This window comes from Cognatishimia sp. SS12 (genome assembly GCF_028369055.1).
Taxonomy (GTDB): Bacteria; Pseudomonadota; Alphaproteobacteria; order Rhodobacterales; family Rhodobacteraceae; genus Cognatishimia.
This window is the reverse complement of record NZ_JAQNCZ010000003.1, coordinates 399,407-422,597: the sequence shown is the minus strand read 5'-3', so window position 1 is coordinate 422,597 and position 23,191 is coordinate 399,407. Positions and strand designations below refer to the sequence as shown.

23 protein-coding genes and 1 riboswitch are annotated in these 23,191 nt (G+C 59.2%); of the genes, 10 read left to right on the top strand and 13 right to left on the bottom strand.

Going from position 1 to position 23,191, the window contains the following annotated elements:
• Window positions 1-12: 12 nt before the first annotated feature.
• The 4 genes from xsc to N6L24_RS09205 all read right to left on the bottom strand — a co-directional run bounded on the left by xsc (window position 13) and on the right by N6L24_RS09205 (window position 5,664).
• A complete protein-coding gene (xsc, locus tag N6L24_RS09220; protein ID WP_271844379.1) occupies window positions 13-1,782 on the bottom strand; it encodes a sulfoacetaldehyde acetyltransferase in 1,770 nt (589 codons plus the stop codon).
• A 258-nt stretch (window positions 1,783-2,040) separates the two neighbouring features.
• On the bottom strand, window positions 2,041-3,498 hold the full coding sequence (gene pdxR, locus N6L24_RS09215) for a MocR-like pyridoxine biosynthesis transcription factor PdxR (RefSeq protein WP_271844378.1): 1,458 nt from the start codon (window positions 3,496-3,498) through the stop codon (window positions 2,041-2,043).
• Between the two features lie 141 nt (window positions 3,499-3,639).
• Window positions 3,640-4,209 carry a GNAT family N-acetyltransferase gene (locus N6L24_RS09210; RefSeq protein ID WP_271844377.1) on the bottom strand — a complete coding sequence of 190 codons (570 nt, stop codon included), beginning with the start codon at window positions 4,207-4,209 and terminating at the stop codon, window positions 3,640-3,642.
• Between the two features lie 57 nt (window positions 4,210-4,266).
• Window positions 4,267-5,664 carry an aminotransferase family protein gene (locus N6L24_RS09205; RefSeq protein WP_271844376.1) on the bottom strand — a complete coding sequence of 466 codons (1,398 nt, stop codon included), beginning with the start codon at window positions 5,662-5,664 and terminating at the stop codon, window positions 4,267-4,269.
• Window positions 5,665-6,076: 412 nt separating this feature from the next.
• Here N6L24_RS09205 and N6L24_RS09200 point away from each other — a divergent pair, with 412 nt between their 5' ends.
• From N6L24_RS09200 to N6L24_RS09190, 3 genes are all read left to right on the top strand, one after another.
• A complete protein-coding gene (locus N6L24_RS09200; protein ID WP_271844375.1) occupies window positions 6,077-7,084 on the top strand; it encodes a taurine ABC transporter substrate-binding protein in 1,008 nt (335 codons plus the stop codon).
• 109 nt (window positions 7,085-7,193) lie between these two features.
• Window positions 7,194-8,000: a taurine ABC transporter ATP-binding protein gene (locus tag N6L24_RS09195; protein WP_271844374.1), complete on the top strand. Its 807-nt coding sequence runs from the start codon at window positions 7,194-7,196 to the stop codon at window positions 7,998-8,000.
• Window positions 7,997-9,262, top strand: coding sequence for an ABC transporter permease (locus N6L24_RS09190; RefSeq protein WP_271844373.1), 1,266 nt, complete (start codon window positions 7,997-7,999; stop codon window positions 9,260-9,262). Before N6L24_RS09195 ends, N6L24_RS09190 begins: the two co-directional genes overlap by 4 nt.
• A gap of 66 nt (window positions 9,263-9,328) precedes the next feature.
• Here N6L24_RS09190 and hemP read toward each other — a convergent pair whose 3' ends face one another.
• Entirely contained in the window at window positions 9,329-9,487 is a 159-nt protein-coding gene (gene hemP, locus N6L24_RS09185; protein WP_271844372.1) for a hemin uptake protein HemP, read from the bottom strand.
• Between the two features lie 269 nt (window positions 9,488-9,756).
• On the opposite strand from hemP, the gene N6L24_RS09180 reads away from it, so the two are divergent.
• The 3 genes from N6L24_RS09180 (at window position 9,757) to N6L24_RS09170 (ending at window position 12,221) form a co-directional block, all read left to right on the top strand.
• Window positions 9,757-10,698, top strand: a complete 942-nt coding sequence (locus tag N6L24_RS09180) for a glucokinase (protein WP_271844371.1) — start codon at window positions 9,757-9,759, stop codon at window positions 10,696-10,698.
• Between the two features lie 104 nt (window positions 10,699-10,802).
• Window positions 10,803-11,564: a polysaccharide deacetylase family protein gene (locus tag N6L24_RS09175; protein ID WP_271844370.1), complete on the top strand. Its 762-nt coding sequence runs from the start codon at window positions 10,803-10,805 to the stop codon at window positions 11,562-11,564.
• A 45-nt stretch (window positions 11,565-11,609) separates the two neighbouring features.
• Window positions 11,610-12,221, top strand: coding sequence for a GntR family transcriptional regulator (locus N6L24_RS09170; RefSeq protein WP_271844369.1), 612 nt, complete (start codon window positions 11,610-11,612; stop codon window positions 12,219-12,221).
• Between the two features lie 3 nt (window positions 12,222-12,224).
• On the opposite strand, the gene N6L24_RS09165 is transcribed toward N6L24_RS09170, so the two are convergent.
• The 6 genes from N6L24_RS09165 to bioB are packed head-to-tail and all read right to left on the bottom strand — an operon-like array spanning window position 12,225 to window position 17,648.
• Window positions 12,225-13,001, bottom strand: coding sequence for a methyltransferase domain-containing protein (locus N6L24_RS09165; RefSeq protein WP_271844368.1), 777 nt, complete (start codon window positions 12,999-13,001; stop codon window positions 12,225-12,227).
• Entirely contained in the window at window positions 12,998-13,639 is a 642-nt protein-coding gene (locus tag N6L24_RS09160) for a pimeloyl-ACP methyl esterase BioG family protein (RefSeq protein WP_271844367.1), read from the bottom strand. The genes N6L24_RS09165 and N6L24_RS09160 overlap by 4 nt, the downstream gene beginning before the upstream one ends.
• Entirely contained in the window at window positions 13,639-14,919 is a 1,281-nt protein-coding gene (gene bioA, locus N6L24_RS09155) for an adenosylmethionine--8-amino-7-oxononanoate transaminase (RefSeq protein ID WP_271844366.1), read from the bottom strand. Before bioA ends, N6L24_RS09160 begins: the two co-directional genes overlap by 1 nt.
• On the bottom strand, window positions 14,916-15,539 hold the full coding sequence (gene bioD / locus N6L24_RS09150; RefSeq protein WP_271844365.1) for a dethiobiotin synthase: 624 nt from the start codon (window positions 15,537-15,539) through the stop codon (window positions 14,916-14,918). The genes bioA and bioD overlap by 4 nt, the downstream gene beginning before the upstream one ends.
• A complete protein-coding gene (locus tag N6L24_RS09145; RefSeq protein WP_271844364.1) occupies window positions 15,532-16,671 on the bottom strand; it encodes an 8-amino-7-oxononanoate synthase in 1,140 nt (379 codons plus the stop codon). The genes bioD and N6L24_RS09145 overlap by 8 nt, the downstream gene beginning before the upstream one ends.
• Window positions 16,668-17,648: a biotin synthase BioB gene (gene bioB / locus N6L24_RS09140; protein WP_271844363.1), complete on the bottom strand. Its 981-nt coding sequence runs from the start codon at window positions 17,646-17,648 to the stop codon at window positions 16,668-16,670. The genes N6L24_RS09145 and bioB overlap by 4 nt, the downstream gene beginning before the upstream one ends.
• A 174-nt stretch (window positions 17,649-17,822) precedes the next feature.
• Between bioB and N6L24_RS09135 the strand changes: the two genes are divergently transcribed.
• Entirely contained in the window at window positions 17,823-18,932 is a 1,110-nt protein-coding gene (locus N6L24_RS09135; protein ID WP_271844362.1) for a THUMP domain-containing class I SAM-dependent RNA methyltransferase, read from the top strand.
• Window positions 18,933-18,939: 7 nt separating this feature from the next.
• Here N6L24_RS09135 and N6L24_RS09130 read toward each other — a convergent pair whose 3' ends face one another.
• Window positions 18,940-20,121 (bottom strand): alpha-D-ribose 1-methylphosphonate 5-triphosphate diphosphatase, encoded by a 1,182-nt coding sequence (locus N6L24_RS09130; protein ID WP_271844361.1) that lies wholly within the window; start codon window positions 20,119-20,121, stop codon window positions 18,940-18,942.
• A gap of 88 nt (window positions 20,122-20,209) precedes the next feature.
• Complete coding sequence (locus tag N6L24_RS09125) at window positions 20,210-20,902, bottom strand: DUF1045 domain-containing protein (protein ID WP_271844360.1); 693 nt, start codon at window positions 20,900-20,902, stop codon at window positions 20,210-20,212.
• A gap of 169 nt (window positions 20,903-21,071) precedes the next feature.
• A riboswitch (TPP riboswitch) is annotated at window positions 21,072-21,171 on the top strand.
• 60 nt (window positions 21,172-21,231) lie between these two features.
• On the opposite strand from N6L24_RS09125, the gene thiD reads away from it, so the two are divergent.
• The 3 genes from thiD to thiS are packed head-to-tail and all read left to right on the top strand — an operon-like array spanning window position 21,232 to window position 23,190.
• The gene (thiD, locus tag N6L24_RS09120; protein WP_271844359.1) at window positions 21,232-22,029 is read left to right on the top strand and encodes a bifunctional hydroxymethylpyrimidine kinase/phosphomethylpyrimidine kinase; all 798 of its coding nucleotides are present in this window, start codon (window positions 21,232-21,234) and stop codon (window positions 22,027-22,029) included.
• The gene (thiO, locus tag N6L24_RS09115) at window positions 22,026-23,009 is read left to right on the top strand and encodes a glycine oxidase ThiO (protein ID WP_271844358.1); all 984 of its coding nucleotides are present in this window, start codon (window positions 22,026-22,028) and stop codon (window positions 23,007-23,009) included. Before thiD ends, thiO begins: the two co-directional genes overlap by 4 nt.
• On the top strand, window positions 22,993-23,190 hold the full coding sequence (gene thiS / locus N6L24_RS09110; protein WP_271844357.1) for a sulfur carrier protein ThiS: 198 nt from the start codon (window positions 22,993-22,995) through the stop codon (window positions 23,188-23,190). Before thiO ends, thiS begins: the two co-directional genes overlap by 17 nt.
• Window position 23,191: the final 1 nt, after the last annotated feature.

Sequence of the window (23,191 nt, the reverse complement as noted above, 5' to 3'; positions counted from 1 at the left end):
CCTTGTCGTCTGTTATTGCGCGCGCATGTCTTCGCGATTGATGCCAGCAACCTGCACCGGCTTTTTCATCGCGTCGCGGCGGAAGGGTTCACCCAGCTCTTGGTTCAGCAGAACTTCGATAAAGGTGGTTTCCTTGTCTTCCATCTGACGTTTGATCGCTTTGTTCAGCTCATCGGTCAGCTCATCCATGGTGGTGACAGCCACGCCGTGCACGCCGCAGGCCTTGGCGATGCCAGCGTAGGACACTTCTTTGGACAGCTCGGTGCCGACGAAATTGTCGTCAAACCACAGCGTGGTGTTCCGCTTTTCCGCGCCCCACTGATAGTTGCGGAAAATCACCATGGTGATCGGTGGCCAGTCATCACGGTTCACCGAGACCATTTCGTTCATCGAGATGCCAAAAGCACCGTCACCGGCAAAGCCGACAACAGGGGTGTCCGGGCAGCCAACCTTTGCGCCGCAGATGGCCGGGAAGCCATAGCCACAAGGGCCAAAGAGACCCGGTGCCAGATATTTGCGCCCGTCATCAAACGATGGATAGGCGTTGCCGATGGCGCAGTTGTTACCGATATCCGAGGAGATGATCGCATCCTTGGGCAATGCGGATTGGATCGCGCGCCATGCCATACGGGGCGACATCTTTTCAGGCTCGCGGCCGCGCGCGCGTTCGTTCCAGCTGGTGCCGGGATCGTCGTCCTCATGGTCCATCGAGGTCAGCTGTTGTGCCCAAGATGATTTCGCATCGGCAATGGTGTTCTTGCGGCTCTCGCGCCCTTCGTCGCCTGCGGTGTCAGAGAGCTGCGCCAGAATGCCACGCGCCACTTTCTTTGCGTCGCCGACAATGCCCACACTCACAGGTTTGGTCAGGCCGATGCGATCTGCATTGATGTCGACCTGAATGATCTTGGCGTCACGCGGCCAATAATCGATGCCGTAACCGGGCAGGGTGGAGAAAGGGTTGAGGCGCGTGCCGAGCGCCAGAACGACGTCTGCCTTGGAAATCAATTCCATGCCGGCTTTGGAGCCGTTGTAGCCCAGCGGACCTGCGAACAGCGGGTGGGAGCCTGGGAAAGCATCGTTGTGCTGATAGCCGACGCAAACAGGGGCGGTCAGGCGCTCTGCGAGTTCAGCAGCATCCCCGATAGCGTCTGCCAATACAACGCCTGCGCCATTCAGGATCACTGGGAACTTGGCGTTTGACAGCAGTTCGGCGGCTTTCTTCACGGCCTCTTCGCCGCCCTGTGGGCGCTCAAATTCAACAACCGCTGGCAAGTCGATGTCGATGACCTGAGTCCAGAAATCGCGTGGTACGTTGATCTGCGCTGGGGCAGAGGCACGTTTGGCCTGCATGATCACGCGGTTCAGCACTTCGGCGATACGCGAGGCGTCGCGCACCTCTTCCTGATAGGCCACCATATCTTCCAGCAGCGCCATTTGCTCCACTTCCTGAAAGCCGCCCTGACCGATGGTCTTGTTTGCGGCCTGCGGGGTCACGATCAGCAGCGGGGTGTGGTTCCAATAGGCGGTCTTGATTGGCGTCACCAGCGAGGTGATGCCCGGGCCGTTCTGGGCCACCATCATCGACATCTTGCCGGTGGCGCGGGTGTAGCCGTCCGCCATCATGCCGGCGTTGCATTCGTGCGCGCAGTCAAAAAACTTGATCCCCGCCGCAGGAAACAGATCGGAAATTGGCATCATGGCCGAACCGATAATCCCGAAGGCATTATCGATACCATGCATCTGAAGCACTTTTACAAAGGCTTCTTCGGTGGTCATTTTCATGGGGTCATCTCCTGAGAACGAGAAAAAAGGTTGAGCGTAAACTACGGCGCGCGTGATATATCCAGTAGGCCCAATATTGCGCACGGAGTATAGCCAGAGTCATAATTTTTGGCTGAACGGCCTCTTGCCCATACCGGCGAGCGCTTATGGAAAACTAGTTGATTTTTGACACTTTTAGTCTCAAAAGTCAACATTACGACTGCGCGCAGCTCGGCCGCCGCCATGGCGGGCGCAACCGTTGCTGCGATGAATGCAGGCCTAGTTTCTGAGCGTTTCCGCGATGAGGCGAATCCCATCTGCGATTCGCGTGGTCGGAATCGAGGAATAGGCCAGACGGTAGAATTCGCGGGGTCGGTTGTTTCCGTTAAAGAACGGGCGACCGGGCTCGATCAGAACCCCTTTCTGCGCAAGGCGTTTGGCCAGTTCCTCGGTGTCCGTGCCCTGCGGCCCCCGCATCCAAAAGGACGACCCGCCATGCACACCATGGCCGGCAATGGTCAGCCCGTGATCGGCGATCGCCGTGCGCATGGCCTCGCTGCGTTCCTTCAGCGCTACGCGCTGTTTGCGGATCAGCGCGTCATAGTGGCCAAGGGACAGGAAGTAAGCAGCGGTGCGCATTGTGTGCCCGGGCGGATGGCGCAAAACAGAGGCCCGCAGCGCGCGCGCTTCGCGAATAAAGTTTGCTGATCCAACAAGATAGCCAAGGCGCAGGCCCGGAAAAATTGATTTTGAGAAGCTGCCCACATAGATAACCCGCCCATCCTGATCGAGCGATTTCAGCGCCGGGGAGGGGGCGTTGAGGAAGGACATCTCAAATTCATAGTCGTCTTCGACAATCAGCGCGTCTAACTCGCGGGCCCGATCCAAAAGCGCCTCGCGGCGTTCCATCGGCATCGTGGCCGTTGTCGGGCATTGGTGGCTGGGGGTTGTGAAAATAACGTCTGTTTCCGGCGGGATGGCGTGCGGCGGCAGCCCGTCGCGATCCACAGGCAGCGGCACAAGATGGCAGCGCGACTGGGTGAGGATGTCACGCAGCGCGTGATAACAGGGATCTTCGATGGCGGCGGTGCGACGCTGGGTCAGCAGGACTTGCGCCGTGAGCCACAGCGCATTCTGGGCCCCCAAGGTAATCAGAACCTCCTCGGGCCGGGCAATAATGCCACGCCGAGGCAAGGTGTGGCGCACAATAAATTCAACCAGCCGTTCATCATCCAGGTCGGAATAATCTGTGGTCAAGGCGGCAAAGTCTTTTTGACCGAGCGCCTGAATGGCGCAGAGGCGCCAGTTGCCGTGGTCAAAGGTGCCGGGGTCGGTTTGACCGTAGATAAACGGATATTTGAATTTTGCCCAATCCAAAGGTTTGCGCGGGGTGTCCCCGCCGGTAAAGCGCCGCCCAATCGCGCGCGACCAATCAACGATGTCTTCGTCCCGACGCTGGGCCGGAAAGGGCGGTGGTTCCGGCGCATTTTCCGAGACGAAATAGCCAGACCGCCCCCGCGAGGACAGATAATCATTGGCCAATAGTTCAGTGTAAGCGAGCGTCACCGTGATCCGGCTGACCCCAAGGTGTTTGGACAGCTTGCGCGTTGAGGGCAATTTTTCGCCCTGCCGAAAGCGCCCAGACAAGATCCCTTCGGCAATCATCTGCTGAATTTGCGATTGCAGCGTGCCTTGAAACTGTGGGTTCAAGAAAAACGTATCTACCGAAATCGACATGACGTTCCCTCTGGACTGAATTCAGCTTTGTACTGGCCTTATGAAACCATGAATTCGTTTCCGAGCCTTGTCGAGGAAAAATCCCTTTTTGGCGGCGGTCGGCAAAAAATACTTCACCGTGCATCAAATTTTGGCAGGCGGTTAAAATATGCGCGCAACCAAAGCTTCGCGCGATTGCGCCCATTCGGATGCAACAAAGGAATAGACCGCCATATCCACAGCGCGGCCATCCTTGGCCAACCGCTGCCCTCGCAACACCCCATCCAAATGCGCACCCAATGCCTCTAGCATCTGCCGATGCGCGGAGGCGTTGCGCGGGGCGTGCATTTGGATGGTTTGCGCCCCGGCCACGTCGAACCCAAAGGAGAGCAGCATCAGCATCATTTCACTATAGGCCAGTTCCGTTGTTTGCCTGAGCCACGTACCGCCAATCCGCAGCCGCTTGTGCGCGCGGTCAATTTCGTCAAACCCCGTGACGCCAAGGATGTAGTCATCAGGCGATTGCACACAAAAAAACAGCGCCTTGCCATCAGCCTGCTGTTCAAGCGCCAGGGAGATTTCGCCATCCATGTCCTGCGCAGGCGGAACACGGCAGCCACCGGGCATGTGGCGTTTGGCAATGCTGGCCAGCACCAGCCCGTCTGTATGACGGTGGCGGATCGGGGACAGGGTGACATGTTCACCACAGAGCATTTTTGGGGCTGGCCACATGAGATTTTCCAGAAATAGCGCTCGCGCCCCAAAGGGGAAAGGCGCGAGCGCGCGGCTTTAGCCGAAGACCTTGGTCAGGGCAACGTCTACCGCATCACAAATGGTATCGATGTCCGCTTTGGTTGCGATCAGGGCGGGGCTAAAGCACAACGTGTTGTTGCGCCCCGGGATCGAGCGATTGGTCACGCCGATGATCACACCCTGGGCACCGCAGTCCGCGACGACTTTCTGCGCGTCAGCTTCGGCCACAGGCTCTTTGCTGTCGCGATCTTTCACCAGTTCAATCCCCTGGAATAGACCTTTGCCGCGCACGTCGCCAATCACGGCGTGCTTTTTCTGCAGCTCGTGAAAGCGCGCATTCATATGGGCACCCATTGCGGTGGTGTTTTCCAGCAGGTTTTCATCCTCGATGATCTGCATGTTGGCGAGGGCCGCCGCAGGGCCGGCGGTGCAGCCGCCAAAGGTGGAAATATCGCGGAAATAGGCGAGCGGGTCGCTGGCATCTTCTTTGAAAATGTCAAAGACACGTTCGGTTGTGACCACGCAAGCGATTGCCGCATAGCCGGAGGCAACGCCTTTTGCCATGGTGACAAAATCAGGCTCAATGCCAAAGTGTTGATATCCGAACCATTTGCCGGTGCGGCCCACACCGCAGACCACTTCGTCGATGTGCAGCAGCACGTCGTATTTGTCGCAGATCTCGCGAACCCGTGGCCAATAGCCTTCGGGCGCTTCGATGACGCCGCCGCCTGCTGTGATCGGCTCAAGGCACAATGCGCCGACGGTTTCTGGGCCCTCGCGCAGAATCACCTCTTCGATCTGATCCGCTGCCGCGCGGCCAAAGTCTGCGCCGGACAGGTGCTCTAGACCCAGTTCGTGTTTGCGATATTCCATGCAATGCGGAACCTTGACGAAATCCGGTGCGAATGGCCCATATTGCGCGTTGCGCTCATCCTGACCGCCGGCGGACATCGTCGCCAGGGTGGAGCCGTGATAATCACGGTCGCGGTACAGGATCTTGGTTTTCTTGCCGTCGTATTTTTTATGCGCAATCTGGCGCACCATTTTGAACACCTTCTCATTCGCTTCAGAGCCGGAGTTGGTGTAGTAAACGCGGCTCATGCCGGGCATTTTTTCAATCAGCTTTTCGGCAAACAACGCCCCAGGGATCGAGCCAGCGGTCTGCGCGAAATAGCACAGTTTCATCAGCTGGTCTTTCACGGCATTGCAGATGGATTCGCGGCCATAGCCAACATTCACCGTCCAAACGCCGCCGGAGACAGCATCAAGATATTCTTTGCCGTTCTGGTCCCAGACACGCATGCCTTTGCCTTCAACGATGATGCGTGGATCGGTCGTTTCAAAGGGTTTGTGTTGAACCAAGTGGTGCCAAACATTGGCTTTGTCTGCAGCGATGACGTGAGACAGATCGTTTTCTGTAAGAGTACCGTCCATTTAGGATCACCATGAGTTGAGGCGCTTGCGGCGCGGCAGAGAGAAACCAGATTCACTGGTTGGCTGATTGTGATATTTCGCTGGATTCATGTGCAATTAAATAGGGCCAGAAGTATGTCTAGTTAGATCCAGATTACGTTTGCAATTTGCCAAATTTTTTTGCTTATTTCCGGTATGCATCTGTTTTTTTATGATAATTATGTCGCGAATGGGTGCCAATTTGATAATCTTTCGTCGTTGCCGATTACGTTTTGGGCAAAAAAAACGTTGATTGGTGAGGTCTTTTCCGCTCGGATCGGGATGACCCGGTCAAGCCGGGCCCCCCGATGGCCAATCGCAAAAAAATCATGGCCACGGGCATTTTTCGCCCATCGTTTCGACGGGTGAGTAACTGTAACGGGAGCAATTGAAGATGAATATCAAGACCACATTTGCGGCCTTGGCCGCCACGACAGCCCTCTGCGCCACAGCGCAAGGCGCACTGGCTGAGGGGCATGGCGAAATCACGGTCGCATATTTCCTTGAATGGCCGATGCCATTTCAATACGCCAAGGAAACCGGCATGTATGACGAGGCGCTGGGCGTAAAAGTCAACTGGGTCAGCTTTGACACCGGCACCGCGATGAGCGCAGCGATGGCATCAGGCGATGTGCAGATTTCGGTCAGCCAAGGGGTGCCACCCTTTGTTGTCGCGGCATCAGCCGGCCAGGACATTCAGGTCGTTGACGTGGCTGTTAGCTACTCTGAAAACGACAACTGTGTCGTGTCCGAAGCGCTTGAAATCGACAAGGACAGCGCGGGCGAGCTTGCAGGTAAGAAAGTGGCTGTGCCGCTTGGGACCGCAGCGCACTTTGGTTTCCTTGAGCAGATGAACCATTTCGGCGTTGCATTGGACAGCCTGGAAATCGTTGACATGGCCCCGGCGGAATCGGCTGCGGCGCTGGCGCAAGGGTCCATCGACATGGCCTGTGGCTGGGGCGGCGCGCTCCGCCGGATGCAGGAATACGGGAACGTGCTGCTGACCGGTGCCGAGAAAGAAGCGCTGGGCATTCTGGTGTTTGACGCCACATCTGCCCCTGCAGATTTCATCGCTGAAGAAGGCGAAATGCTGAGCAAATTCCTCGCGGTGACGGCCAAGGCCAACGCGATGTGGAACAGCGGCGAAAACGCCGAAGAAATGCTGGCTGTGATCGCAAAAGATGCGGGTATGGACGAAGCGGATGCGAAAGCAACGCTCGACAACTTCATCTTCCCAGGCGTCGACGAACAGCTGGGTGACAAATGGCTTGGCGGCGGTGTGCAGACCTTCATGAAAGGTGTGGCAGACGTCTTCGTTGAAGCGGGCAGCATCAGCAGCGCGCTCGACAGCTATGACGGTGCGGTGAATGCGGCACCGCTGACTGCGGCAAGTGGAATGTAAATTGCTTCTGGCTGCTCCGCCCGATCACGGGCGGGGCAGTCTGCTGGCGCATCTGTTGCCGAATTGACCTCGGTGATCTCAATTCATTTCTATCAAAGAAAGGCGGACCATGTCGGGACTGTCGATCGATAATATTTCCATGCGCTTTGATTTGCCCGATGGGGGGCATGTTCAGGCGCTCAAGGATGTTTCCTTGGACCTGCAGGCGGGCGAGCTGCTAAGCGTGCTCGGCCCTTCAGGCTGTGGTAAAACCACGCTCTTGAACATCGTTGCGGGGTTTCTCGCACCAACCGAAGGCCAGATCGTTCTGAATGGTCACCAAGTCACCGGGCCGGATGCGGAACGGGGCATGGTGTTTCAGCAGGGCGCACTTTTTGAATGGATGAGTGTCCGGGACAATGTGGGTTTTGGTCCCAGCATGAAAGGCATGCCATCAAAGGAAAAAGCAGAGATTGTTGATCACCTGCTGGATGTTGTTGGCCTGCAAGACTTTAAAGAAAAAGCGGTCTATGAATTGTCCGGCGGGATGCAGCAGCGTGTGTCGCTGGCGCGCTGCCTGGCCAATGATCCGGATGTCATCCTGATGGATGAACCGCTTGGCGCGCTGGATGCGCTGACCCGTGAAAAAATGCAGTCGCTGGTTCTCAAACTTTGGAAAGAAACCGGCAAGACCATCATTCTGATCACCCACTCCGTCGAAGAAGCGCTGCTTTTGGGCGAACGGCTTTTGGTTATGGCACCGCGTCCTGGCCGCATTCACAAAGAATACCGCCTGCCTTTTGCCGACCTGGGCGTTGGCCAGGATCTGCGCGAAGTGAAAAAACACCCTGACTTTGCGGTTAAGCGCGAAGAAATCCTCGGGATGATCTGGGATATGGAAGAAGAGATTATGGGTCGCTCGGAGGATGCCGCATGATACCGTTTCTGGTTTATATCGCGATCTTCGTCGCGGCCTTCTATGTTGTCAGTTACATCGCTCAGAAAACGGCGAAGCGGGATTATACCTCGCTGAAGACCGTGACCTTCGGCGATGAAAGCGCAGTCCGGTCAAATCGTGCCGCGTCCTTCATTTCCATTGTGACGCTGTTCGTGATCTGGGGTGCCTTCACCGGTTCAAAAATGTTGCCGGGCTTCATGCATGCGCCGGGCCCCTTCTTTGGCGACACCTCCTTTACCTACACCGCAGAGGCAAACGGCCAGCGTGATGATGCCGAAGTGCATTTCCGTGTGCACCGCCCGGATGAAACACCCGAGCCGATTGAAATCGACCCGGGCGAAGGCTTTGCCAAGAACGATAGCGAATTGGTTGTCGCCTGGCGCTCCAAGCTGCTGCGGGTTGATCGCAATGACGAGATTTCCAAAAGCGACGGTGCCACGGTTGTCGCAATCAACGGCGAACCGATCGCGCCCGGCGGCTCGGTCGCGGTGAACGGCGGGATTGTGACCTTGTCGGACAAGGGCACGCCAAGCTTTGAGCCGGACTCAGGGCTGCAGATGGAGCCGATTTGGCTGCCGTCACCGGAGGGCGTGGTTCTGCGGACTGTGGAAATCGCGAGCACGGGTTTTCAGGGCAGCACCCTGTGGGAGCATTTGGGCTTCTCACTCTACCGGGTTCTGCTGGGCTTCCTGTGCGGGGCGCTGGTCGGCATCCCACTGGGCTATGCGATGGGCCTGAGCGATTGGTTCCGCGGTTGGTTTGACCCGATCGTTGAATTCATGCGTCCGGTGCCGCCTTTGGCGCTGATCCCCCTGGTGATCATCTGGGCCGGGATTGGTGAAACCGGCAAGATCATTCTGCTGTTCCTGGCAGCACTCTGGATCATGGCGATTTCGGCGCGGTCCGGCGTGTCAGGTGTGAAAATCTCCAAAGTGCATGCGGCCTATTCGCTTGGGGCCAGCAAGTGGCAAATCATGCGCCACGTGATCATTCCGAACTCCTTGCCCGAAATCTTCACAGGTGCGCGTGTCGCCATGGGGGTTTGCTGGGGGACAGTTGTGGCCGCGGAACTTGTGGCTGCGGAAAAAGGGGCTGGCAAGATGATCGTGGCGGCCTCCAAATTCCAGAACACTGATATCGTGATCATGGGGATCATCCTGATCGGCATCATCGGTTTTGGCATCGACGTTCTGATGCGCTATGCCGAGAAAATCCTGGTGCCGTGGAAGGGCAAAGGCTAAGCGCCTGACACCAAATCAACAGGAAAGGGCGGCCCAGGGGCCGCCCTTTTCCGTATGTGATTGCAGTTATTTTGTCAGAATCAATTTGCCAGCACGGGTGATGCGCAGCGTATAGACCTGATCCCGCAGCACGATACGCGCGAGGCCGTTTTGGTTGGTCATCTGGGTGGCGTCATGCACGGGGGTGTCCGTGAAAAGCTCGGACACAGGTGTTTGAATATTCATATGAAACCTCTGAGCTGTGGTAGGTAATCCATACTAAAATAATCAGGAATGTCAATTCCTGATCAAAATACTTTGGTAATATTGATCTTATGCGGGAAGAAATCCACTGTGAGGCAGCCTTAAGGTAATATATCCCTGCGTCGCTTGCGGCGCTGGGCTATGAAAACGGTTCGGTTCGGTGCATGTGGATTCTAAAACACTGGAACGCAGGCAAAAAGCGTCCTATGAAGCGTCTATGGTAGCGCTAACAAGTTGATTGGGAGAAGCTCATGACCGGAACCTTGCTCGTCGCCGATATCGGGGGCACCAATATGCGTGTGGGGCTGGCGGATGCGACGGGGCTGCGGATCGACAGCACCCGCAAATTCTCAAACGCCGAGTTTCCAAGCTTTGAAGCCGTGATCGAGGCTTATGTTGCTGACATGACGCCTGGGCGGCTTTCCGGGGCCTGTGTTGGCGTGGCGGGGCCGGTGCAGGATGGGGCCGCGCAGATGACCAACCTCAGCTGGCGCATTGATCGCGAAACCCTGCGGCGCGTCACCGGCGCGCCGATTGCGGATGTCATCAATGACCTTCCCGCGCAGGGGTTGGCGCTGGGCGATATGACGGCCGACAGTATCGAAACCCTGCGGGGTGGCGTTGTCGGCAAGGGGCCGCGCCTGGTCGTGGGGCTGGGGACTGGGTTCAATATCGTCCCCGTGCATAACGCAGGCGACATCCTTATTGCGCCCTCTTGTGAAGCGGGGCACATGGGGTTGCCTTATCGCGCCGAGCAGGCCGCGCTCTGCGATTGGCTGCGCTCAAATTGCGGTTTCCCGTCGCTTGAGGTGGCTTTGGCCGGGCAGGGGATTGAGAATATCTATCGCTTTCACGCAGGGCAGCGCTGCGCGGCCAGCGAGGTGATGCAGAAACTCGCTGCAGGGGATGACATGGCCCAAAAGGTGATGTCAGATTATGCCGCGCTCCTGGGGGCGGTGATCGGTGATTTCTGCTTGGCGCATTTGCCCTTCGGGGGTGTGTTTCTAACCGGCGGAGTGGCCCGCCATGTTGCGCCGTATCTTGGCAAGTTGGGCTTTGAGGCCGCGCTGTCCGACAAGGGGCGGTTTTCCGACTTGGCGCGCCAGTTTTCCCTGTCGCTGATCACCGATGATTTTGCGGCCCTGAAAGGGTGCGCGCGGCATCTGCGACAACTTGAGGGAAATGCCGCGTAAAGAGGCAGCACCGCTAAAAGTGTAAGAATTGCATTCCTTTGTGCCGCGCCGCAAAATAGGCGGTACGCGCCTGGCGTGTCGGGCAAATGAGGAAGCGCATTAGAATGCAGGCCTTGCAGATAGACTGGACTCCGCTCCGTGCGGAGCTGAAGCGATGGCATCGCAAGCAGCTGACTTTGCCGGTCTGGTGGCGGGATGACGACGCCACAGCGCCAAGCGCTGCGCTTGATCACCTGATCCGCCTCTCAGAAGAGGTCAACATTCCCGTGCATCTGGCGGTGATTCCGCGCGATGCGACGCCAGCACTGGCCGCAACGCTTAAGGGCAACGATCAGATGATCCCTGTTGTGCATGGCTGGGCCCACGCCAATCATGAACCGGAAGGGGAAAATCGCTGCGAGTTTGGTCTGGGGGCCCCGCTGGCCCAACGGCAAGAACAGGCCGCCGAAGGGCTGCGTCGTTTGCGGGGCCTGATGGGCGCAACGGTTGCGCCGATGTTTGTGCCGCCGTGGAATCGCGTCGCAGATGATGTTTTGCCACATCTGCCAAGCTTGGGGTTTCAATCGATCTCCGGTGCTCACCCGAATGCGCAAGCTGCTGAAATTCCGGACCTCGCGCAGATCAACACCCATGTCGATCCGCTGTACTGGCGTCCGTCGCGCCGCCTGTCAGAACCGCAGCTGCTGGTGGATCGCTGCGTCAGGTTGCTCAAAAGACGTCGGCAAGGCAAAACCCCAAATGAGCCGCCATTTGGCCTCCTGACGCATCATCTTGTGCATGATGATCGGGTTTGGGAGTTTTGCCGCCAGTTCTGGCTTGAGATGTCAGAGGCCCCGATCAGCCGGTTCCGCCACCCGGTCAGCTAGGCGATTGCGCTTGCTTTGTGCCGGGCGCGTTCTTAACAGTACCGCATGGCGCACGCGACCAAATTGACCATTTCTGACCACATCGCCGAGGTATTGGCCGAGCAGATTGTGCGCGGCGAATTGACTGCGGATGAAAAGCTGCGTCAGGATCATATTGCCAAGACATTCAACACCAGCCACGTTCCGGTTCGCGAAGCTTTGCTGCGTCTTGAAGCCCGCGGCCTCGCTGTTAGCCTGCCCCGGCGCGGTGTGCGTGTCGCGCCATTTGATCCGTCCGATATGGTCGAAGTGCGCGAAATGCGTCTGGCGCTAGAACCTGTGGCGCTGCGCCATTCGATCCCGGTGCTGACGCCAGAGCAACGCGGCGCGGCTGAAGCGGCGCGCATCGCCTGTGACACGTCAAAGGACATCGTCAGCTGGGAGCAGAACAACCGCCGGTTCCATCTGGCGATTTTGGCTGGCTGCCGCATGCCGCGCCTGCTGGCTGAGGTGACGGATCTGCAACTGCTCAGCGCGCGGCATCTTTTGGCGAGCTATTCCAAAAACTGGGTGGAGCGGACAGACCGCGATCACCGCGCGATCATGCTGGCTATTGGCAAGCGTGATGTCGAAGCGGCGGTGTCGGTTTTGCAGCGCCACCTGAGCCGACTGGCCTAGCGCTCAGCTTTTGCGTGCGATGACCCAGACGGGATCATAGGTCAGCGGCAGGCCCTGCGGCGTGCCAAACCGTCGCCGATAGTCGCTTTCAAATGTTTTCAACGCCTGCGGCCCCCAATGTTGTGAGGCCCCGCCATTCACGCCGGTTTCGCGCAGATGCCGCAACAGGGCCCGGGCGTCCGCAAACCAGGCCACTTGCCGCCCTTGGGACAGATGTTTGATTGTCATGTCGCTTGGCAGGACGTCACGCCAGGCCTCAGCGTCGACATAGCTTGGGGCCGCCGCCGTGGAGCCAAGTTCGCGCAATTCGTGGAACTGCGCTGCGCCAAAACCCGACAGGGCGATCCAGCCACCCGGCGCAAGATGCGCGCAGAGCCGCTTGATGGTGCCGGGCAAATCTTCGATCCATTGCACGGTGCTGGCCGAGCAGATGAGATCCAGTTTGCCCGGCAGCACCAATGTTTCGATCGGCCCGGGTAGAAACGTCGCCTCTGGCGGCGCGAAGCCGGCGCTTTCGGGCACGAGATCATTGATCCAAAGCGTTTCAATTGAAAGACGCTTCGTGATCTGCTGGGTCAGATGCCCGGTGCCTGCGCCAAATTCCAGCACCCGGCCCAGGTGTTTGGGGGCCAGATCGCTCAGGCGATGGCCCAGCTGCGCGGCAATATCGGCCTGATGGGTGGCGGCCTGATGATAGCTGTCCAGCCCACGCCGAAAGCTTTGCTGAACTTTGGTTTGGCTGGGGCGTGGCAGGGCGGGACGACGGGATAGATCAGTCATGTGCGGCCCCCTTCGGCCTCGGCCAAAAGATCGACCCATTTATCCCAGCGCGCAAAGGGGACATGCGGGGCGTCAACCTCAATGGGCGCTGCACCGTGGCCAGCCCAAGCGCGGCGCAGGTTGGCGGCGGGGAAAATGCGATCTGCCGTAGAGATTAGGGCGGCGTCAAACCCGGGGTTTGGGGCGGGCCCGCGGGCTGCAACCGCGGCGAGTTCGGCCCTGCGAGCGGCGGTATCAATCGCGTGGTGTGGCTGCTCGGTGCCAAAACACAGCGTCACAAACTCCTGGAAACTTTCCTGGCTCAGCCCGTCATGGGTGGCTTGGAAAATTGCCGGTGGTATCCCTTCGCGCCGGTGCACGGGGGTGAGGCTGCCATTGATGGCGATCTTTTGATCAAACTGCCCCTGATACTGCGCCTGCCAATGCCCAAATGCCGCAACCCCAAACGAATATGCAATAAGCGACCGCTGGGTATATTTGCTGAGATCCGGAAGCGGCGCGAGCGTGCGGTAATCATCGACATAAAGCACATCACAAGCCCCTGCGAGATGAGCAAAAAGACCCGGTCCCAGCGCCCAGCCGCCAAAAACAACGATCACCTGGTTGGCGTCGTCCTGATGCAGCCAGCGGCACTGCATCACAGCGCCTCTGCGAGGTGCAGCAGCGCAGCGCTGATTTTGCTGATCTCATCCTGCGTGCAGATGAACGGCGGCATCGTATAGATATTGCGTCCGAAGGGCCGCAAATAAACCCCGGTGTCGCGCGCCAGACCATGGGCGTGATCCGCGCTGACACTGTGCTGCATTTCAATCACCGCGATGCCGCCTAGAACGCGCACATCCGCAACCTGCGGCAGGTCGCGTGCCGGTGCCAATTCATCACGGAGCTGAGCTTCGATGCTCGCGGTCTGCGCCTGCCAGTTATTTTGCGCCAGCAGCTCTAGCGAGGCTTTTGCCGCCGCGCAGGCCAGCGGGTTGGCCATGAACGTGGGGCCATGCATGAAGACCCCCGGGGCACCATTGCCGATGCCCTCGGCCACGCGGTCATTTGTCATCGTGCAGGCAAAGCTGATGTGCCCGCCTGTCAGCGCTTTGCCAAGGCAGAGAATATCAGGCTCTATATTGGTGAATTCGGTCGCAAAAAGCTTGCCAGTGCGCCCAAAGCCGGTGGCGATTTCGTCAAAGATCAGCAAAACGCCATGGGCGTCACACAGCGCGCGGGCCTGCTTGAGATATTCGGGATGGTAAAAATACATCCCGCCTGTGCCTTGAACGATCGGCTCCAGTACAAAGCCCGCGAGGTTCGGGTTTGTCTCCAGCGCCTCGCGCAACGCGCCCAGACCATTCTGGGCCTCATCTTCAATCCAGTCTTGGCCAAGGCGAATGGGCGGTTTGGGCACGAAGGTTTCAACCGCAAGCGCGCCCTTAAAGAGGTGGTGCATCCCTGTGTCCGGGTCGCAGACGCTCATCGCCTTCCAGGTGTCGCCGTGATAGCCCGATTTAATGGTGACGAATTTCTGCCGCTCGGGATGGCCGGTGGCGTGCTGAAATTGCACAGCCATTTTCATGGCCACTTCGACAGCGACAGAGCCGGAATCACAGTAAAAGATCCGTTGCAAACTGGCCGGGGTCATATCAAGCAGCATCTGCCCCAGCTCGATCGCCGGATCATGTGTGAGACCGCCGAACATCACATGCGGCAGCCGGTCAAGCTGTGCGTGTATCGCGCCAGTGATATGCGGGTTTCGATGCCCATGCAGCATGCACCACCAGCTCGACATGCCGTCAATCAGCCGCGTGCCATCATCCAGCGTGAAGCTGGCACCTTCGGCTTCACGGACGCGAAAGGTCGGGCCCGGCTTTACGACATTGGTGTAAGGATGCCAGAGGTGGCGCTGATCAAACTCAAGCGGGGTCATGCCATGGCCTCGCGAATGCGCGGCAGGTCAATGGCCGCAAATGCCCCGCGCAGCGTGTCGGAGGACAGTGAATTGATCTGCGGCAGGCAGCCCAGATGCGGCACGCGGGCAAAATCAGTGATGGTTTCTTCCACCTCGGGCGCTGGATCGCCAATAAAGGCAACGCCCGCAACCTGGCACCCAGCGGCCTGCAGGGCACGCAGCGACAAAAGGCTGTGGTTGATCGTCCCAAGCGCGGTGCGCGCGCAAAGAATGATGGGCAGCTGCCAAGTGGTAAAGATATCGAGGTAAAGCGTCTTGCGGTTCAGCGGCACCATCAGGCCACCGGCCCCTTCGATCACCAGAGGTCCGTCGACCTCAGGTATTTGCAACTGCTCTGGCGCAATCTCGGTCCCTTCCGCCTCGGCCGACAGATGCGGCGAGGCTGGCATCTGCAGGCGATATGCCTCTGGCAGGGTAGGGCGGCCGGACAGGCGCGCCACGATCTGACTGTCGGTTTCGTCCTCCAGCCCGGATTGCACCGGCTTCCAGTACCGCGCGCCAAGCGCTTGGGTCAGTCCAGCGGAAAACACCGTCTTGCCGATGCCCGTATCGGTGCCTGCCACGATAATCTTAGTCATGGGGCGCATCCTCCATCAGGCGGGCCAGGGTGGCGAACATCTCGGTGATAATTGCGGCGCTGACATTACGGGTGATTGAAATACGCAGACGTGATCCGCCGCGCGGCACTGTTGGGGGGCGAATGCCGCGAATGTCATATCCCGCCGCTTGCAGGCCTGCCGCCAGCGCCATGGTGGGGGCGTCTTTGCCAATCACAATCGGCATGATCTGGCTTTGAAAATCGCTGAGCCCACAAAGACGCTGCGCCTCGGCATGGGCGTGGGATTGCAAGTTTAGCGCCGCATCGCGGTGTTCGGGGTGGCTGCTGAGGCTCGCCAGCGCTGCGCGCACCAGCGCGGCATTCAACGGCGAGGGTGCGGTGGCAAAGATGAAGCCGCGCGCTTTGTTGATCAACGTGTCAATCAGGGCGCTATGGCCACAGATCAGCGCGCCCGAAACACCAAGCCCTTTGCCGCAGGTGTGCAATGTCAACAGGTTTGCGTTTTGGGAAAACTCATGCGTCAGGCCCAGGCCGCCTTGGCCCCAGAGTCCGGTGGCATGCGCCTCATCCGCCACCAGCACCGCATCATGGCGCGTGGCCAAAGCCATAAAGTCTGCGACCGGTGCCCTGTCGCCATCCATTGAATAGAGTGTTTCGATGGCGATCCAGACCCGGCCATCATTCTGGGCTTTCCAGTTCAGAATGGCCGCGTCTGCCGCGGACACATCGTTATGGGCAAAGCTTTGGGTTTCAGCGCGGCCAAGCCGCATGCCGTCATGGACGCTGGCGTGGACCAGCGCATCATGCAGGATCAGATCGCCCTGGGCCGGGAGGGTGGCAAAAATCGCGGTATTGGCCTGAAAGCCGCCGCCCATAAAGAGCGCGCGTTGCGTGCCAAACAGCGCGGCGGCCTCTTCCTCAAGGCGGCTGTGTTCATCATCATTGCCGCGCAGCAAACGCGAGCCGCCGGCCCCTACGGGCACACCCCGCGCCAGCGCGGCTTGCGCCGCCTCACGCAGCAGGTCAGAGCCCGCCAGGCCCAGGTAGTCATTGGAGGCAAAATCATGCCCCGCGCGGGGCATGAGGCTGCGATAGCGGGACCGCTGCTTTAGCAAATCCAGCGCGCCCTGATGCCGCGCAAAACCCGTCATTTTTTGCCGTCACACCCAACGGCCATCGCTTTGATGCCGAGTTTGTCAAACAGCTTGCTGTCGTGATCTTCTTCGGGGTTGTCGGCGGTCAGCAGCGTGTCGCCCACAAAGATCGAATTGGCACCGGCAAAGAAACACATTGCTTGCAGCTCATCGGTCATATCGGTGCGGCCTGCAGACAGGCGCACATGCGATTTTGGCATCAGGATACGGGCCAGCGCGATGGTGCGGACAAATTCGATGGGGTCGAGTTTTTCGACATCCGCCAGCGGCGTGTCTGCAATCGGGATCAGCATATTCACCGGCACGGAATCTGGATGTTCTTTCAACGTGGCCAGCGCCAGCAGCATGTCCACTCGGTCCATCTGCTTTTCGCCCATGCCAACGATCCCGCCAGCGCAGACCTTAATTCCCGCCTCGCGCACGCGGTTCAGCGTGTCGATCCGATCCGCAAAAGTACGGGTGGTGATGATTTCGGAATAATAGCGTTCCGACGTGTCGATATTGTGATTGTAGTAATCCAGCCCGGATTCCTTGAGGCGGAAAATCTGATCATCTTCCAGCATGCCGAGCGTCATGCAGGTTTCCATGCCGAGGTCTTTTACCCCTTGCACCATGGCCTCCAGCACATCCATGTCGCGATCTTTGGGCGAGCGCCAGGCCGCGCCCATACAGTACCGGGTGGCACCGCCCGCTTTGGCTTTCTTCGCTTCAGCGATCACGCGCTCCACCTCGATCAGCTTGCTGGCAGAGAGCTTGGCACCATTGCGTGCAGACTGGCTGCAATAGGCGCAATCCTCAGCGCAGCCGCCGGTTTTGATCGACAGCAGTTTGGACCGCTGGACCTGATTGGGATCAAAATGCGCACGATGCACCGTTTGTGCGCGATATAGCAGATCCATGAAGGGCAGGTTGTAGATCGCGTCGGCCTCTTCGCGGGTCCAGTCGGTGCGGAGCTGAGAAGGTGTATCTAGCATAGGCTCACTTTTTATAGATAATTTTTCGGGTCACATGGTGTCTTGATGACTTTTTATCTATTTTTGATCTTGGATCAAGTCGACGCCTTTGGAACCTCGCGTCTAAACCTGCATTTTTGATGCGGCACGCACTATTTTGTGGCCATAGGCCTGTATTGCGCATAGGGACGCGGCATGTCTGATATCAAATCTTTTCCGATTTTTCTGGCCTGCCCACCGGGATTGGAGCCGGTCTTATGCGCGGAAGCGCAGGAGCTTGGCTGGGGTGCCGCGCAAGCGGTGCCCGGTGGGGTCGAGTTTGAGGGCACATGGCGCGATATCTGGCGCGCGAATCTTGAATTGCGCGGCGCGACCCGTGTGCTGGTGCGGATCGGCAGTTTCATGGCCTTCCACCCGGCTCAGCTGGACAAGCGTGCCCGGAAATTTCCTTGGGGCGATGTGCTGCGCCCAGATGTGCCTGTGCGCGTTGAGGTCGTGAGCAAACGCTCAAAGATCTATCATGCCGGGGCCGCGAAACAACGCATTGAGCGCGCGATTTCCGAAGAGCTGGGCGCGCCCCTTTCGGCTGAAGCTGCCGTAGCGCTGAAGGTGCGTATTGACGATAACGTCGTGACGATCAGCGTCGATACCTCTGGCGAGTCGCTGCACAAACGCGGGCACAAAGCGGCGGTGGGCAAAGCGCCGATGCGCGAAACCCTTGCTGCGCTCTTTTTGCGATCCTGTGGCTATCATGGCGATGAGCCGGTTCTGGACCCGATGTGCGGGTCAGGGACATTCGTGATCGAGGCCGCAGAAATGGCGCTGGGTCTGCAGGCCGGGCGCGCGCGCCACTTTGCCTTTGAGCATCTGGCCAGCTTTGATGCTGCCGCGTTCGAAACATTGCGCCGCGCGGGTGGCACCGAGAGCGCGCAGCGGTTCTTTGGCTCTGATCGCAACACCGGCGCCGTTCAAAATGCCTCTGACAACGCCGCGCGTGCGCAGGTGGACGGCGTGACGTCCTTTCATCACGCTGCGATCAGCGACCTGAAACGCCCCGAGGGGCAAGCGGGCCTCGTGATCGTAAACCCGCCATATGGCGCGCGGATCGGCAACAAAAAGTTGCTCTTTGGCCTCTATGGCGCGCTAGGCCAAAAGCTGAAGGAAGAGTTCTCCGGCTGGCGTGTCGGCATCATCACCAGCGACAGTGCTCTGGCACGGGCCACGGGGCTGCCCAATCTGACGAATGGCGCGCCGATCCCGCATGGCGGTCTCAAGGTGCGGCTCTTTCAGGCCGGACCGCTCTAAGCGCAGTTTACTCCGCCGCAAGCGGCATGTCGGTCTCTTTGGACAGGAAGCGATTGGCCGCTTCGCCGGTCAGGTGCACGATGCGCCCGGCAGAAATAGTCGCTTCGATCGCTTTGGTATCTGCGTTGACAATCGCAAGGTCGGCGCGCTTGCCATAATCGATCACACCGCGGTCATGCAGGCGCATGATCTGGGCGGGGCGCGTTGAGATCATGGCCCAGGCTTCTGGCAAAGGCAGAACATCTTCGCTGACCAGTCGGAAGGCGGCCTGCGCCAAAGATGGATAATAGTAATCCGACACCAGCGCGTCGCACAGGCCGGATTTGATCAGTGACATGGCCGAAATACCGCCGGACTGGCTGCCACCGCGCACCACATTCGGCGCCCCCATCAGCACCGGATCACCCACCGCCTTGGCCAAGGCTGCGGGCGCGCGCGCGGTTGGGAACTCGCATATTTTCGCACCGATCAGCGAATAGGTCTCGCGCGTGTCACCATCGGGATCGTCGTGGCTGCCATAGATCACGCCCATGTCGTCAAATCGTTCAGCCAGATTGCAGAGAAAGCGCGGCACCTCGCGTGAGACCGCCTGCACCCGGCGCACCAAAGCCAGCTGTTCATCCGCTGTGCGCCCGAATTTACGCGCCCAATGTGCCAACTCGTCGGGGCGGTTGTCGGCCAGATCCAGATACTCGTCGAGGTGATTGTTAAAGACGACGAAATCCACGCCATAGCGCGCGACAACCTCCAGCAGACGATCCTTGCTGTCTACAGTATGGGTTTCACAGCGCAATTGCGTCCGAAGGTCCACCTGCATCTGCGCGCGATAGGCCGCGAGTGCCTGAAGAAAACTTTCGGCCCCATCAGGGGCGCGACTGCCGCCTTCCCAACTCCAGCCTTGCGCAAGATAGGCGGTTGTCACCCCATTGGAAGCGGCATCCATATCGGTCGCGCGCAGGCCCGTCGCCATGGGAAAGGGCGCAGTTGGGCGCGGGGCGATATGACGCTCAAAGGCGTCGCCATGCAGGTCGATGATCCCGGGCAGGATATAGTAGCCGCTGAGGTCAACCGCCGGCAGCGGCCCTTTGGTGATCGTGCCGCGCGCAATCGCAACAGAGCGTTGTTGCAACACACCGTCGCGCAGAATGGTTGCGCCCGTCAGGCGCAGGGGTGGCAAAGGATAGGACATCGGGCTGCTCTCACATTTTATGGGCCTTTTAGGCGGTCAATGTGAATGGCAGGTGACAGAAATGCCCCTTAAGGGCGCTTTTGGCCAATTATTTCACGGCGAGCGCAAACCGTTCGATTTCATGAAAGCGCCCGTCATAGGCCTCGCCGACAAGGGTGAGATCAGGTACCTCAAAAGGAGCAAGGGGCACCTGCGAAAGCATCTCGGTCAAATGCGCTTTGACCGGCGTGTCCCAAGCGCGCTTGAGCGATCCGGTCAGGGTCAGGTGAAAGCGAAACTCTTCCAGAACATAGGGGTAGCCCCAGGCCAGCAGATTCTCGTCCTGCCGCGCAGTGAGCCCTGCTTTGCGACGCTTCGCCAATTCGGCCTCTGAGGCGGGCGCACGAAACGGGTCAAGCTCTTGCACGATTGCAGCCGCCAATTCGGCCAGTGCGCGGGTATCGCCCACCGGGGTGAGGGCCAGAAACGAGGCAATCTGATTAAGTTCCAGACCCGCGCAACGCACCGCGTTCTGCGCGGCACACAGGCGGGCAATGGCAGCGCGCAGGCCATTGATGCTTTGACCTTCTTTCAAGCGAAATGGCGGTTTCAATGTGCCGTGAAACCCGTATTTGCGCGGTGTCCTTGTGATATTCTCAATCGCGATGTCGTCGCACGGCAGCTCGGTCTGCCCCCGCGTTGTGCCCGTGGCAATGTCCCATCCGAGCCAGCGCGCGCCAAAATCAGCGAAAGGGCCGGGGCGCGGCGTGTAATAGACGGCGTATCTTTGAAATTCGGTCATAGAATGCTGCTCTTGCTGTCCCCCGGGGTAATGACGACGGGCCGTGACAGTTTGATGACATATTCGCGCAGCCCCGCATAGCCAGCCGGGGTGTGACTCCACTTTTTTGCCGAACTTCAGGCCAGCCTGAATGTGTTGTTGCGTCACGGGTGCCGAATTGATAGGCACATTGCATCCGTTGGGGTGCTGTCTGACAGCTGAGAGGCCTTTGCCAACCCATCGAACCTGATCCGGTCAGTACCGGCGGAGGGAACGGAACTTACGCTGCGCCAGCCCGCAGATGTTGCCCCCCCGCCTGCAGACCATGAAACCGACGTGAGGGGTGCGCTATGGCACATGTTGCAATGACAATCGCTGGGTCTGACAGCGGTGGCGGTGCGGGCATTCAGGCCGATCTCAAGACCTTCTCGGCATTGGGTGTTTTTGGGACATCGGCTATTACCGCCATTACTGCGCAGAACACGCAGAACGTCACTGCGGTCGAAGCTGTATCGAACGCAATGGTGGCGGCCCAGATTGCTGCGGTTCTCAGCGACATTAAGGTGGATGCAATCAAAATCGGCATGTTGGGTGCGCCCGACCTTATCGACACTGTGGCAGAGGCGCTGGGCGGGTTTCCTGGCCCGATCGTCATTGACCCGGTGATGCTGTCCAAATCCGGGGTGGCGCTTTTGCCGGATGACGCCGTGCAGGCGCTGATCACCAAATTGGTGCCGATGGCAAGGGTGGTAACGCCCAACCTGCCGGAAGCGGCACGCATGTTGCAGATGCCGGTGGCGCAAAGCGATGATGAGATGATCGCGCAGGGGCAGAAAATCCTCGCGCTTGGCGCTCAAGCTGTCGTTATGAAAGGTGGCCACGCCGAATGCGATATCTGCCGCGATTGGCTTGTGACCAGCGAGGCTGTCACCCCATATGAGGCGCCGCGCATTCAGACGCGCAACACCCATGGCACCGGATGCACGTTGTCATCGGCGCTCGCGGCCGGGCTGGCGCGCGGGCAGGACCTGCCAGAGGCCATGGCACGTGCGCACAGCTGGCTGCATCAGGCGATTTCTGCGGCGGATGAGATTGATATCGGCTCAGGCCACGGGCCGGTGCATCATTTTCACGAGGTTTGGACATGAGCCTGACGGTCACGGTACTTGGCGCGGGTGTAGTGGGGCTCGCCGTTGCGGCAGAGCTTTCGGCGCGTGGTGCTGCGGTGCAGGTAATTGATCCCAATGGCCCCCCAGGTGCGCATGGCTGTTCGTGGTGGGCCGGCGGGATGCTGGCGGCAGATTGCGAAGGCGAGGTTGCCGAGGAACAGGTGGTGAGGCTTGGCCGCGAGGCCGCTGGCTGGTGGCAGGCGCAGGGCGCGGAGGTCCAGTATCGCGGCTCCTTGGTGGTGGCACTTGGCCGGGATCGACGCGAGCTGGATCGCTTTGCCCGTCGCACGGAAAATCACACGGCGCTGGATCAAGCGGCATTGTCGGCACTGGAGCCTGACCTGGGCGAACGGTTCGACCGCGCGCTGCACATGGGAAAAGAGGCGCATATCAATCCGCGCGAGACGATCTTGGCGTTGCACGACAGGCTTGCCGCGCGCGGCGTGAGCTTTGGCACGGACGGCGCCCCCAGCGGGCAAGTCGTTGATTGTCGGGGCCTGGCGGCCCGCGATGCCTTGCCTGAGTTGCGCGGTGTTAAAGGCGAAATGGTCATCTTGCGTGCACCGGACGTGAGCTTGTCGCGCCCCGTGCGGCTGCTGCATCCGCGCTTTCCGCTCTATATCGTGCCGCGCGGTGATGGTGTTTTCATGCTGGGCGCGACCCAGATCGAAAGCGGGGAACGCCGCCGCGCCACAGTGCGCTCGGTGATGGAACTGTTGAATGCGGCCTATGCGCTGCATCCGGCCTTTGGCGAGGCAGAGCTGCTGGAAATCGGCGTGGATGCGCGCCCGGCCTTTCCTGACAACTTGCCACGAATCTCAGGCGGCAAAGACGGGCGCATTTATGTGAACGGGCTGTTCCGGCATGGATACCTTTTGGCTCCGGCCATGGCGCGCATGGTTGCGGATTGGCTGATGGACGGGAAGAAACCGGAGGTTTGGCATGAAACTCATCATTAATGGCGCGGCCAAAGAGGTCGCCGCCACAACGCTGGCGGAGGCTTTGACAGAGCTGGGGCATGGCGGCACCAAAGTGGCGACGGCGGTCAACGAAGATTTCGTACCCGCCGGGCTGCGCAGCACGCATGAACTGCGCGACGGTGATCGGGTCGAAATCGTCGCGCCGCGGCAGGGGGGCTGAT